Below are 12,432 nucleotides of genomic sequence, written 5' to 3' on the forward strand. Positions count from 1 at the left end.
ATTTCCATGAAAAAAACACGCGCGTTTTTAAAATGGGCCGGGGGAAAATATTCCCTGGTCGAAGAGATAGCCGAGCGCTTGCCGGCCGGGCGTGTGTTGCTGGAGCCCTTCGTCGGGGCTGGCTCAGTGTTTCTCAACACCGATTACGATGCCTATGTGCTCAACGATATCAATCCGGATCTGATCGGTCTCTACAACCATCTCAAGCAGAAGCCGGACAACTTCATCCGCGAGGCGCGCAAGCTGTTCGTGGCCGAATACAACCACAAGACCGCCTACTACCGGCTGCGCACCCAGTTCAACCAGACCGAGGCCGGCTTTGAGCGGGCCCAGCTGTTCCTGTTCCTGAACCGCCATGGTTTCAACGGCCTCTGCCGTTACAACAAGAAGGGCGGCTTCAACGTGCCGTTCGGTTCCTACAAGAAACCCTACTTCCCGGAGAAGGAGCTGTGGGCCTTCGCCGAGAAGGCGCAGAAGGCCACCTTCATCTGCGAAAGTTATGCCGATGCCATGGCCAGGGCGGAGGAAGACTGGGTGATCTACTGCGATCCCCCCTATGCGCCGCTCTCCACCACGGCGAGCTTCACCAGCTACTCGGCTGGCGGCTTCACCCTGGACGATCAGGCCCTGCTGGCCCGGTTGGCGCGCCACACCGCCGCCCACAAGGGGGTGCCGGTGCTCATCAGCAATCACGATATCGAGCTGACCCGCGAGCTCTATCGCGGCGCCCGGCTGGACGAGATCCTGGTCAAGCGCACCATCAGCCGCAACGGTAGTGGTCGCAACAAGGTGGCCGAGCTGCTGGCGCTCTACCCGCCCGGCATAGCCCCCGAGCAGGGCCACTACCCGAGCGATGCCGAGCTGGTTCCTCTGGGTTGATCCTCTGGCGGCACCTTCGGGTGCCGCCAGCGTTTTCGGGCCCGGAGACTGTTTTCGGTGGCTAGCCGCTGGCCTCTGCGGTTTCCTCCCCGCGCTTGAGTCGTTTTCATCAGATATTGGCGGTAACGCTGGCGGTCCATTTTTTCTTCCCCCTGTTCGGGCTGTTTTCGGTGGATATGGGCGCTAAAGCCGGTGGCTTGCGCTTCCTCCCCGTGTTCGGGTCGTTTTCATCGGATATTTGCGGTAAAATTGCGCCGCTTTTTCTGCCACGCTGCCAATGGATGACGCTGATGAAAGACTTTCTGATTGCCCCCTCGATCCTCTCCGCCGACTTTGCCCGTCTGGGTGAGGATGTCGCCAAGGTACTGGCCGCCGGTGCCGACGTGGTGCATTTCGATGTGATGGACAACCACTATGTCCCCAACCTGACCATAGGTCCCATGGTCTGTCAGGCCCTGCGCGACTACGGCATCGAGGCGCTCATCGATGTGCACCTGATGGTCAAGCCGGTGGATCGCATCGTCCCTGACTTCGCCAAGGCGGGCGCCAATCTGATCACCTTCCACCCGGAAGCGTCCGATCACGTCGATCGCACCCTGGGGCTCATCAAGGAGCAGGGCTGCCAGGCCGGCCTGGTGCTGAACCCGGCCACGCCGCTCACCTGCCTCGAGTACGTGATGGACAAGCTGGATGTGATCCTGCTGATGTCGGTCAACCCGGGCTTCGGTGGCCAGAGCTTCATCCCCGGCACCCTCGACAAGCTGCGCCAAGTGCGTCGCCTGATCGACGAGAGCGACCGTGACATTCGCCTCGAGATCGACGGCGGGGTGAAGGTGGAGAATATCCGTGAAATCGCCGAGGCCGGTGCCGACATGTTCGTGGCCGGCTCAGCCATCTTCGGCAAGCCAGATTACAGGGCCGTCATCGACCAGATGCGCACGGAGCTTGCCCATGTCAAGCGCTGAGCGTGATTTTGATCTGGTGCTGTTCGATCTGGACGGCACCCTGATCGACAGCGCCCCCCAGCTGGCGCTGGCGGTCAACCGCACGCTCGGCGAGCTGGGGCTGGCCGAAGCCGACGAGGCCGTGGTGCGTACCTGGGTCGGCAATGGCGCCGACAAGCTGATCCAGCGCGCGCTGGATTACCGCGCGGCCCCCGAGCTGTTCGCCAGGGCGCGCCCGCTGTTCGATCAACACTACCAGGCCTGCCTGCTGGAAGGGCTGGCCATGTACGATGGGGTCGCCCAGAGTCTGCGCCGCCTGCAGCGGCTCGGTTACCGCCAGGCCGTGGTGACCAACAAGCCGAGCCACTTCGTGCAGCCCATCCTGGATGCCCTCGGCATCAGCGATTGCTTTGCGCTCTGGCTGGGGGGCAACTGTGTGGCCCAGAAGAAGCCGAGCCCGGCGCCGTTGCTGCACGCCTGCCAGGAGCTGGGCATCAGCCCGTCGCGCACCCTGATGGTGGGCGACTCCGAAAATGACGTGCTGGCCGCCCAGGCCGCCAGCATGAAGGTAGTGGGGCTCACCTACGGCTACAACTATGGCCGCCCCATCGCAGATTCCCGCCCGGACTGGGTATGCGAGCAGTTTGCCCAGCTCGATGCCCTGCTGGTTGAATAACAAGGATCAGAACACTCATGGCTAAACCTATCGTATTGAGCGGGGCCCAACCCTCGGGCCAGCTGACCATCGGCAACTACATGGGCGCCCTGCGTCAGTGGGTCAACATGCAGGATGACTTCGACTGCCTCTACTGCATCGTCGATCTGCACGCCATCACCACCCGCCAGGAGCCTGCCGCCCTGCGCAAGGCGTGCCTGGACGCCGCCGCCCTCTATCTGGCGGTGGGCATAGATCCGGCCAAGAGCACCGTCTTCATTCAGTCTCATGTGCCGCAGCACGCCGAGCTCGGCTGGATCCTGAACTGCTACACCCAGATGGGCGAGCTGTCGCGCATGACCCAGTTCAAGGACAAGTCCGCCCGTTTCGAGAACAACGTCAACGTCGGTCTGTTCGGTTATCCGGTGCTGATGGCGGCCGACATCCTGCTCTATCAGGCCAATCAGGTGCCAGTCGGTAACGATCAGAAGCAGCATCTGGAGCTGACCCGCGACGTCTGCACCCGCTTCAACAACCTGTACGGCGAGGTGTTCACCCTGCCGGAGCCCTTCATCCCGACCGACGGCGCCCGGGTGATGAGCCTGCAGGATCCGACCAAGAAGATGTCCAAGTCCGACGACAACGAGGCAAACTTCATCGGCTTGCTGGAAGATCCCAAGCAGATCGTCAAGAAGATCAAGCGGGCGATGACCGACTCCGACGAGCCGGCGGTGGTGCGCTTCGATCCGGAGAACAAGCCCGGGGTCTCCAACCTGCTGACCCTGATGTCCGGCGTGACCGGTCGCTCCATCCCTGAGCTCGAGCAGCACTTCGAAGGCAAGATGTACGGTCACCTCAAGAGCGAGACCGCCGATGCCGTGGTCGCCCTGCTGGAACCCATCCAGGCACGCTTCCGCGAGCTGCGTCAGGATGAGACTCATCTGCAGGCTATTTTGGCCGCCGGCGCTCAAAAGGCACGGGAAAGGGCTGAAAAAACACTGGTCAGCGTATATGATGTAGTCGGCTTCGTTCCTCGAGCCTGACATACTGGGAAGGTGTAGTAGAAGAGAGCTGGGTATTCGCCTGGCTTTCTTTGTTTTACCGACCCCTTATTCGTGAATTCATCTTCCAATTTCAAACGCGGGTTTCTGCCCCAAGAGCAAGCATGTCCGTCGAACCAAATATCGTGAGTGAAGTACTGGATGACAAGGGCCACTGGCTGCGCAAGTTTCGCAAGGCCAAGAACCTCAATACCCTGCAGCTGATGGTCTCCAATGCCATCGACAAGCACCACAAGATCCCTGCCGTCGCGGCCGCCATCTACCTGGCCGAGTGCCAGCGCGAGCGCGAGCTGGAGCAAGGGCGCTATCTGGATCGTTAATCCCCTGTCCCCGGTTGTTGCCCCATGCTGTTGTTGATCGATAACTACGACTCCTTTACCTGGAACCTGGTGCAATATTTTGGCGCCCTGGGGCAGGAGGTGGTGGTGAAGCGCAACGACGAGCTGAGCCTGGATGCCATCGCCCGGCTCGCCCCCCGTTATCTGGTGATCTCCCCCGGTCCCTGCACCCCCAATGAGGCGGGTATTTCCCTCGCGGCTATCAGCCGGTTTGCCGGCCAACTCCCCATTCTTGGCGTCTGCCTCGGCCATCAGTCCCTCGCCCAGGCCTTCGGCGCCAGGGTGGTGCGCGCTCGCCAGGTGATGCACGGCAAGACCTCGCTCATTCGCCATAGGGGAGAGGGCGTGTTCAAAGGATTGAAGGATCCGCTGCGGGTCACCCGCTACCATTCGCTGGTGGTGGAGCGCGAGAGCCTGCCCGACTGTTTCGAGGTCACCGCCTGGAGCGAGCACGCCGACTGCAGCGTCGACGAGATCATGGGGCTGCGCCATAAACACCTGCCACTGGAAGGTGTTCAGTTCCATCCGGAGAGTATTCTGAGCGAGCAGGGCCACCAATTGCTGGCCAACTTTCTGGTCGGTTCCTGAGAAAATCGTGATGCTCATCCCAGAATCGGAATGAGGCCAAAAATATTTTCCCTGACACTTTATTCACCTCTCCCCCTGCCCAAATTATCTCTTGCCAACACCCCCTGAGCCGTTATGCAATGCGGTTGCCTAAAATCTCACAGGCAATCGAACATTGTTCCCTGTAACTCGGCTTGTTGCAGACTTTTAGCTTTTTTTCTGTGACAATGCCGATGTGTTTACATGGATTTAACTTTTGAGCGGTGGATTATTCTGTCGCCAGATCGAAGGAGAGCAATATGTCAGAGTTGTTGGCAGTGACACGTGAAGTGTTTGATGAAGTGATGGTTCCCAACTATGCGCCCGCCAAGATCATCCCGGTGCGTGGTGAAGGGTCACGTGTCTGGGATCAGGAAGGCCGTGAGTATGTCGACTTCGCGGGCGGGATCGCCGTCAATGGCCTGGGCCATTGCCATCCCAAGCTGGTCGAAGCCCTGAAAACCCAGGGCGAGAAGCTGTGGCACCTCTCCAACGTGATGACCAACGAGCCGGCCCTGCGTCTGGCCAAGAAGCTGGTCGCCGCCACCTTCGCCGACAAGGTCTATTTCTGCAACTCCGGTGCCGAAGCGAACGAGGCGGCCCTCAAGCTGGCCCGTCGCTATGCCATCGAGAAGTTCGGTGCCCACAAGACCCAGATCATCGCCTTCCATCAGGGTTTCCACGGCCGCACCTTCTTCACCGTCAGCGTCGGCGGCCAGGCTGCCTACTCGGACGGCTTCGGTCCCAAGCCCGCCGACATCACCCATGTCACCTACAACGATCTGGCCGAGCTGGCCTCGGTCATCTCCGACAATACCTGTGCCGTGGTGATGGAGCCGCTGCAGGGGGAGGGTGGCATCATTCGTCCCACCGACGAATTTGCCAAAGGGGTGCGCGAGCTGTGCGACAAGCACAACGCCCTGCTGGTCTATGACGAGGTGCAATCCGGGGTCGGTCGTACCGGCGAGCTGTTTGCCTACATGGGTCTGGGCGTCACGCCGGACATCCTCACCAGCGCCAAGGCGCTCGGCGGCGGCTTCCCCATCGGCGCCATGCTGACCACCACCGAGATCGCGGCTCACCTGAAAGTGGGTACTCACGGTTCCACCTACGGCGGCAACCCGCTGGCGTGCGCCGTGGCCGAGGCGGTGATCGACGTGGTCAACACCCCGGCGGTGCTGGCGGGTGTCAAACAGCGCGAAGCCCTGTTCCGTGCCGGCATCGAAGCCATCAATGCCAAGTACCACTGCTTCAGCGAAGTGCGTGGTCAGGGTCTGCTGCTCGGCGCCGTGCTGAACGATGACTTCAAGGGGCGCTCCCGCGACTTCCTGCTGGCTTCCATCGATCAGGGGCTGATGGCGCTGGTAGCGGGCACTAACGTGGTGCGCTTCGCACCCTCGCTGGTTATCCCGGAAGCGGACATCAAGGAAGGTCTGGCCCGGTTCGAGAAAGCGGTCGCTCAGGTGGTTAACGCCTGATCCAAGTTGAGGTGGGGAGCCCTCCCGGCAGGAGCCGGGACCCCACCTGTCGTCAATGAAAGGGAGTTGTCATTATGTTGGTTATCCGTCCTATCGAGCAGCGCGACTTCGCCGGCCTCAAGACCTGTGCCATCGAATCCGGCACCGGCATGACCTCATTGCCGGTCAACGATGAGCTGCTGCAACGCAAGATCGATGCCTCGACCCAGACCTTCCTGGACAAGCCTGCGGGCAAGGGAGATTGCCTCTACTTCTTCGTGGCCGAAGATCTGGAGACCGGCGAGATGGTCGGCACCTGTGCCATAGACGCGGCCGTCGGCCTGTCCCAGCCGTTCTACAACTATCACATCGGCAAGGTGGTGCACTCTTCCCCCAAGCTCGGCATCTATAACGTGGTCGAGACGCTCACGCTGTCCAACGACTACACAGGCAACTCCGAGCTGTGCACCCTGTTCCTGCGTGAATGCGCTCGCGAGGGGCTCAACGGCCGACTGCTGTCCAAGCACCGTTTCCTGTTCATGGCCGAGCACCCCGAGCTGTTCGACCAGACCGTGTTCGCCGAGATGCGTGGCGTCTCCGATGGCGACGGTCACAGCCCCTTCTACGAGTGGCTGCAGACGCATTTCTTCTCGATGGACTTTCCCACCGTCGACTATCTCACCGGCATCGGCAAGAAGCGCTTCATCGCCGAGCTGATGCCCAAGTACCCGATCTACGTCAACCTGCTCAGCAACGAGGCGCGGGCCGTCATCGGCCAGACCCACGAGAAGACCCGCCCGGCCATCAAGATGCTGCAGGACGAAGGCTTCGTGAATCGTGGCTACGTCGACATTTTCGACGCCGGCCCCACCGTCGAGTGCGATGTGAAACACATCCGCAGCGTGCGCCGCAGCCAGAAGCTGCGGGTGCTGGTGGGCGAGCCCATCGGCGGTCACACCTATCTCATCTGCAATGCCCGTTTCGAACAGTATCGTGCCTGCTACGGCAACATCCGGGTCGATCTGGACAAACATGAAGCCATCATCCCGCCCAAGATGGCGGCCGCCATCAAGGTGGCGAATGGCGACATGGTCCGGGTCGTCGACTTGGAATGATTGGAATACCACAGCATCTGACGCAGGTGGCCACGGCGGCCTGCGCACCACAGGGAGTGAATGGATTATGTCTTTAGTGCAACTGATCGATGGGCACTGGCTTGCCGGTGAAGGCAAGGCATTCGAGTCAAAGGATCCAGCCAAGAACCAGGTTGTCTGGCAAGGCCTGGCGGCCAGCGCCGCTCAGGTGAATGCCGCCGTCAAGGCCGCCCGCCGCGCCTTCTACCATTGGTCCGACTTGAGCCTCGAAGAACGCCTCGCGATAGTGCGCCGATACGCCGACTTGCTCGGTGAGCACAAGGAGGCGCTGGCGCTGACCATAGCCCGCGAGACCGGCAAGCCGCTGTGGGAGACCCGCACCGAGGTGGCTGCCATGCAGGGCAAGATCGCCATCTCCATCCGCGCCCATGACGAGCGCACCGGCACGGTCGAGAACCCCATGCCAGGCGCCAAGGCGTTTGTGCGCCACAAGCCCCACGGCGTGGTCGCGGTATTCGGCCCCTACAACTTCCCGGGCCATCTGCCCAACGGCCACATAGTGCCGGCGCTGATCGCCGGCAATACCGTGGTGTTCAAGCCCTCCGAGCTGACCCCCATGGTGGCCGAGGCCATGCTCAAGCTGTGGCAAGAGGCGGGGCTGCCCAAGGGCGTACTGAACCTGGTGCAGGGCGAGGTGGAGACCGGCAAGGCGCTGGCAGGCAACCCGGACATCGACGGCCTGTTCTTCACCGGCTCGTCCCGCACCGGCCACTTCCTGCACCAGCAGTTTGCCGGTCAGCCCGGCAAGATCCTGGCGCTGGAGATGGGCGGCAACAACCCGCTGATCGTGAAAGACGTGAGCGATGTGGACGGCGCCGTCCATGCCATAGTCCAGTCTGCCTTCATCACCTCGGGCCAGCGCTGCACCTGCTCGCGCCGCCTGTTCGTGGAGCGCGGTGCGAAAGGGGATGCCCTGGTCAAGCGGCTGGTGGAGGTGGTTGGCCAGATCAGGGTCGGTCATTACGACGACGTGGATCAGCCCTTTATGGGCGCCATGATCAGCGAGCGGGCGGCGCTCGGCATGGTGGAGGCCCAGGCCCAGCTGCAGCGACTGGGGGGCGAGAGCCTGCTGGCGCTCAAGCATCTGGAAGCGGGTACCGGTTTCGTCTCCCCCGGCATCATAGACGTGACTGCCGTGGCGGCACTGCCGGACGAAGAGTACTTCGGCCCGCTGCTGCAGCTCATCCGTTATGACGACTTCGATGCCGCCATCGATCAGGGCAATGCCACCAGCTTCGGCCTGTCGGCCGGCCTGCTCGGTGACAGCGAGGCGGATTGGCAGCACTTCTTCAAGCGCATCCGCGCCGGCATAGTCAACTGGAACAAGCCCATCACCGGCGCCTCCAGCGCCGCGCCGTTCGGCGGCATAGGTGCCTCCGGCAACCACAGAGCGAGCGCCTACTACGCCGCCGACTACTGTGCTTATCCGGTCGCCTCGGTGGAAGACAGCAAGGCCGCCATGCCGGATCAGCTGTCGCCTGGCCTGACGTTCTAGGAAAGAGGCAGATATGAACAGGCAGGTGCTGGCCGACTACTGTACCCATTGCCCGGTCGCCTCGGTGGAAGACAGCAAGGCCGCCATGCCGGATCAGCTGTCCCCCGGCCTGACGTTCTAACAACCATGAAAGGGCATCCCTGGGTGCCCTTGTCTGTACCCGCAATCAAAGGAAAGAGAGATGCAAAAGGATATCGACACCCTGTTTGGTCATCTGTGGGATAACTACATTCAAGTCACCCCGAGTGCCCACAAGGTCCATCAACTGCTGGGGGGCGGCGCGCCCATCATCAACGATCATGTGGCGTTTCGTACCTACAACCTGCCCAAGCTGGGGCTGGAGAAACTGGCTGCCCACTTCCGTGCCCTGGGCTACGAGGAGAAGGGCGAGTACGTGTTCAAGGCCAAGAAGCTCTACGCCAAGCACTTCGAACATGCAGATCCGGACGCTCCCAAGGTGTTCATCAGCGAGCTGAAGGTGGAGGAACTCTCTCCGGCAGCCCAGGCCATCATCCACAAGCTGGCAGATCAGGTGCCCGATCATCTGACCGATACCCCGGCATTCCTCTACACGGGCGCCCCCTGGCAGGTCTCCTGGGCCGACTACCAGACCCTGCTGGCGGAGAGCGAGTATGCGGCCTGGATGGCGGCCTGGGGCTATCGCGCCAACCACTTCACGGTCAACATCAACCGCCTCAGCGACTTCGACACCATAGAGCAGGTCAATGGGGCCCTCAAGGCGGCGGGCTTCGTGCTCAATACCGTGGGCGGTGAGGTGAAAGGGGACCCACAGGTGATGCTGGAGCAATCCTCCACCATGGCCGACAAGGCGGAGGTGCCCTTCAGCGACGGCGTGCGCACCATACCGAGCTGCTTCTACGAGTTCGCCCGCCGCTACCCACAGGCCGATGGCGTGCTCTATCCTGGCTTCGTCGAGGCCTCGGCGGACAAGATCTTCGAGTCCACCAACGCCATGTGATGACTCCGAACGCAAAAAACGCCCCGCATGGGGCGTTTTTTTATGGTGCCGGCACAGGGCAGTATCGTCTCTGCCTCACCTCTTCGGATGGCGCCATTCACGTGCCTGCGCGCTTATGGGCTCAGAGACCGGCACAGGGGGTTATTTCATGCCATGGCGCGAATTATTCGTTGTCATATGTATCCAGATGGTCTCTAGCGGATACGATTCATGGGCGGGCGGCTTATTCTATCTCCTTGAAATAATACGGAAGACACTAATAAGTTTGCGGCCTTGTGAATGGAATATATCTAGGTGGATCACCCGATTATTATACAGAGTAGTTCAGGTCTGCTTTCCAAACGGCTTGTCAAATATGTGATCCAGCCCTTGACCCATCCCAATAAACATATCTTTAAATCCAGAATTGACATGTTATTGTAGTTTTGGGCGACATAGTATGTAAAGCATACTGATATGCAGTCGATGTAATTCAGCTGTTTATGAAGTGAATCGGACTCACGAAATAACACTCTAGAGTCAATGTATGGAAAACCAACACAAATATCAGATCCTGGTGCCATTTATAGAGCCTGTTGGAAACCAGTCTGTGCCTTCGGTCAACTATTCCAAGACGCTGGGAACGAGCGATAGCTGGATTGGCTGTGGATATATAAACCGGAACGGAAAATCGAAGGTGCTTGCCAATGTCAGCTTCCCTTATTTTTCATTGGTACTGGTGCTGGATGGCAGGGGAACTTATATCGATGAGCAAGGCCAGCAATATTCCCTTGGCAAGGGCAGCGTATTCTTGCGCAGACCCGGCCAGCGCCATTCCAGCCATTGCGAGAGCCTGCCCGCCTGGAAAGAGGTCTATCTGGATTGCGACCGGGCTCTGTATGAACACCTGGCTTCATTCCTGATCCCTGAGCACGGCGCCGTCGTCTTTCAAACGGCCAGCCCGCTGGAGGCCATCGATCACTTCTCCGGTTTCATGGAGTTTGTGAAGAACGCCAGCGAGCTGGATATGCCCAGCGTTTATATCAAATTCATCGAGTTGCTCGGCGCCCTCTTTAATGGCTCGATGAATCATCCTGAGCACCATGAAAACAACATGGTCAATCAGGTCAAGCTGGCACTGGATGAACTCTGTCATCAGCGCATAGATTTAAAACTGTATTGTGATGAGCTGGGGCTGAACTATGAGGTATTTCGCAAGGAGTTCAAGGAGCAGACCGGACTGTCGCTGATGAAATATATCGTCAGGTGTCGGTTGGATAAAGCCTGCACCCTGCTGAGAACGACCAATCTGCGGATATCCGAGATCTCCAACGAACTGGGCTATTCATCGCAATACGAATTTTCGAATCAATTTAAGCGTTATTTCAATCTATCTCCAAGGCAATACAAACAAGGCATTAATTAAATCCTGTCGGTTGGGTTGTGATTGCTGCCTTCACCATGATTTATTCTGTTAAATGAGAGAGCTGTCCATGATTGCTTATATGGCTGTGCCCATCGTTTTTATAACGATGTATATGATCATAAAGAACTATCAGACTCATACCACCTTGACGATTTCCGGCCTGCTGATGCTGACCGTGGGCGTCGTATTCACCCAGGGCGGCATTGCCGACTTTATGGGGGCACAATATAAATTCAGTTCGACGGGATCCACCTTCTTCGACCTGTTCGGGGCCTTCAGCGCCATCATGTCGGAGCGCACCGCGACCATCGGCATGATCGCCATGACCTCGGCCGGATTCGCCTCCTACATGAGCAAGATTGGTGCCGCCGACAGTCTGGTCAAGGCCTGTGCCAAGCCACTGCAGCTCATCAACAAGCCTTATCTGATCCTGGCCCTGGCGTTCATCATAGGGCAGACCCTGAACCTGGTGATCCCGAGCCCGGCCGGGCTGGCCATGTTGCTGCTCATCTCTTTCTATCCGATCCTGCTGCAAGCCGGGGTCAGCCCGCTCTCGGCCGCCGTGGTGATCGGCACCTGCGGCTCTCTCGATCTGGGCCCGGGCTCCGGCAACTCCAACGTCGCGGCCGAGCTGCTGGACATGTCGATCACCGAATACTTTGCCAGCACCGAGATCCTGGTGGCCATACCGGTCACCCTGACGGTGGCGGTTACCCATTTCTTCGTGCAGAAGTGGTTTGACAAGCGTGATGGCCACAAGCGTTCACAGACCGAGATCAAGGTCGCCAGCGAGCAGGACGATCGACAGGGCGCCCCTTACTCGCGACTCTATGCCATGCTGCCCTTCCTCCCCCTGGCGCTGCTGCTCATCTTCTCCGACATTGGCATTGCCAGCGTCAAGATCAACGCGCCCATCGCCATGTTTGCCTCCTTGATCATGATCGTGGTGATCGATGCCTTCAGGGTGAAGAGTCTGCAACTGGCGCTCGATCACTCCTTCGAGTTCTTCAAAGGCATGGCGGGGGCGTTCAGCACAGTGGTCGTCCTGATCGTGGCCGCCACCATGTTCACGCTGGGGCTGGATGCCATCGGTGCCGTCAACGCGATGAAGTCGATGATCCTGGCGGGTGATGTCCACTATCTGCTGATCACCCTGTTCGGCATGCTGATCATCGCCTTTACCGCCATGTTGACCGGGTCAGGCAGTGCCGCCTTCGTCAGCTTCTCCAACCTGGGTTCCGAGCTGTCGGCCGCGGCCGGTGTGAAATCGGTGCTCATGCTGGTGCCCATGCAACACGCCGCCGGTTTTGGCCGCTCCCTGTCCCCCGTCGCAGCCGTGGTGATTGCGGTGGCGGTGGCGGCCAATGTCAGCCCGTTCGAGGTGCTGAAGCGGGCGTTGATCCCCTGCATCGTCGGTATCTTCTCCACCCTGTTCTACACCCAGCTTATTTTCTCTTAA

12 protein-coding genes are annotated in these 12,432 nt (G+C 59.7%); all 12 read left to right on the forward strand.

Annotated elements, in window-relative coordinates; all coding sequences use genetic code 11:
* Positions 1-6: 6 nt before the first annotated feature.
* The 12 genes from EL255_RS05615 (at position 7) to dcuC (ending at position 12,432) form a co-directional block, all read left to right on the forward strand.
* Positions 7-879 (forward strand): Dam family site-specific DNA-(adenine-N6)-methyltransferase, encoded by an 873-nt coding sequence (locus tag EL255_RS05615; RefSeq protein ID WP_042652692.1) that lies wholly within the window; start codon positions 7-9, stop codon positions 877-879.
* A 290-nt stretch (positions 880-1,169) separates the two neighbouring features.
* A complete protein-coding gene (gene rpe / locus EL255_RS05620) occupies positions 1,170-1,844 on the forward strand; it encodes a ribulose-phosphate 3-epimerase (RefSeq protein WP_042652691.1) in 675 nt (224 codons plus the stop codon).
* The gene (locus tag EL255_RS05625) at positions 1,831-2,499 is read left to right on the forward strand and encodes a phosphoglycolate phosphatase (RefSeq protein WP_042652690.1); all 669 of its coding nucleotides are present in this window, start codon (positions 1,831-1,833) and stop codon (positions 2,497-2,499) included. The genes rpe and EL255_RS05625 overlap by 14 nt, the downstream gene beginning before the upstream one ends.
* A 17-nt stretch (positions 2,500-2,516) precedes the next feature.
* Positions 2,517-3,521: a tryptophan--tRNA ligase gene (gene trpS, locus EL255_RS05630; protein WP_042652689.1), complete on the forward strand. Its 1,005-nt coding sequence runs from the start codon at positions 2,517-2,519 to the stop codon at positions 3,519-3,521.
* A 122-nt stretch (positions 3,522-3,643) separates the two neighbouring features.
* Positions 3,644-3,859: a hypothetical protein gene (locus tag EL255_RS05635; RefSeq protein ID WP_042652688.1), complete on the forward strand. Its 216-nt coding sequence runs from the start codon at positions 3,644-3,646 to the stop codon at positions 3,857-3,859.
* Positions 3,860-3,883: 24 nt separating this feature from the next.
* Positions 3,884-4,465: an aminodeoxychorismate synthase component II gene (locus EL255_RS05640; protein ID WP_042652687.1), complete on the forward strand. Its 582-nt coding sequence runs from the start codon at positions 3,884-3,886 to the stop codon at positions 4,463-4,465.
* 278 nt (positions 4,466-4,743) lie between these two features.
* Positions 4,744-5,961, forward strand: coding sequence for an aspartate aminotransferase family protein (locus EL255_RS05645; RefSeq protein ID WP_042652686.1), 1,218 nt, complete (start codon positions 4,744-4,746; stop codon positions 5,959-5,961).
* Between the two features lie 74 nt (positions 5,962-6,035).
* Complete coding sequence (gene astA / locus EL255_RS05650) at positions 6,036-7,055, forward strand: arginine N-succinyltransferase (protein ID WP_042652685.1); 1,020 nt, start codon at positions 6,036-6,038, stop codon at positions 7,053-7,055.
* A 64-nt stretch (positions 7,056-7,119) separates the two neighbouring features.
* Positions 7,120-8,589 carry a succinylglutamate-semialdehyde dehydrogenase gene (gene astD / locus EL255_RS05655; protein WP_126623466.1) on the forward strand — a complete coding sequence of 490 codons (1,470 nt, stop codon included), beginning with the start codon at positions 7,120-7,122 and terminating at the stop codon, positions 8,587-8,589.
* A gap of 181 nt (positions 8,590-8,770) precedes the next feature.
* Positions 8,771-9,568 (forward strand): DUF1338 domain-containing protein, encoded by a 798-nt coding sequence (locus EL255_RS05660; protein ID WP_042652683.1) that lies wholly within the window; start codon positions 8,771-8,773, stop codon positions 9,566-9,568.
* A gap of 526 nt (positions 9,569-10,094) precedes the next feature.
* Positions 10,095-10,973 (forward strand): AraC family transcriptional regulator, encoded by an 879-nt coding sequence (locus EL255_RS05665; RefSeq protein ID WP_084228304.1) that lies wholly within the window; start codon positions 10,095-10,097, stop codon positions 10,971-10,973.
* 112 nt (positions 10,974-11,085) lie between these two features.
* Positions 11,086-12,432 carry a C4-dicarboxylate transporter DcuC gene (gene dcuC / locus EL255_RS05670; protein ID WP_170175992.1) on the forward strand — a complete coding sequence of 449 codons (1,347 nt, stop codon included), beginning with the start codon at positions 11,086-11,088 and terminating at the stop codon, positions 12,430-12,432.

This window comes from Aeromonas encheleia (assembly GCF_900637545.1).
Lineage (GTDB): Bacteria > Pseudomonadota > Gammaproteobacteria > Enterobacterales > Aeromonadaceae > Aeromonas > Aeromonas encheleia.

Excerpts from the sequence above, each read along its gene's own strand:
- EL255_RS05615 (WP_042652692.1), top strand. The coding sequence starts at position 7 with ATGAAAAAAACACGCGCGTTTTTAAAATGGGCCGGGGGAAAATATTCC.
- rpe (WP_042652691.1), top strand. The coding sequence starts at position 1,170 with ATGAAAGACTTTCTGATTGCCCCCTCGATCCTCTCCGCCGACTTTGCC.
- EL255_RS05625 (WP_042652690.1), top strand. The coding sequence starts at position 1,831 with ATGTCAAGCGCTGAGCGTGATTTTGATCTGGTGCTGTTCGATCTGGAC.
- trpS (WP_042652689.1), top strand. The coding sequence starts at position 2,517 with ATGGCTAAACCTATCGTATTGAGCGGGGCCCAACCCTCGGGCCAGCTG.
- EL255_RS05635 (WP_042652688.1), top strand. The coding sequence starts at position 3,644 with ATGTCCGTCGAACCAAATATCGTGAGTGAAGTACTGGATGACAAGGGC.
- EL255_RS05640 (WP_042652687.1), top strand. The coding sequence starts at position 3,884 with ATGCTGTTGTTGATCGATAACTACGACTCCTTTACCTGGAACCTGGTG.
- EL255_RS05645 (WP_042652686.1), top strand. The coding sequence starts at position 4,744 with ATGTCAGAGTTGTTGGCAGTGACACGTGAAGTGTTTGATGAAGTGATG.
- astA (WP_042652685.1), top strand. The coding sequence starts at position 6,036 with ATGTTGGTTATCCGTCCTATCGAGCAGCGCGACTTCGCCGGCCTCAAG.
- EL255_RS05660 (WP_042652683.1), top strand. The coding sequence starts at position 8,771 with ATGCAAAAGGATATCGACACCCTGTTTGGTCATCTGTGGGATAACTAC.
- EL255_RS05665 (WP_084228304.1), top strand. The coding sequence starts at position 10,095 with ATGGAAAACCAACACAAATATCAGATCCTGGTGCCATTTATAGAGCCT.
- dcuC (WP_170175992.1), top strand. The coding sequence starts at position 11,086 with ATGATCATAAAGAACTATCAGACTCATACCACCTTGACGATTTCCGGC.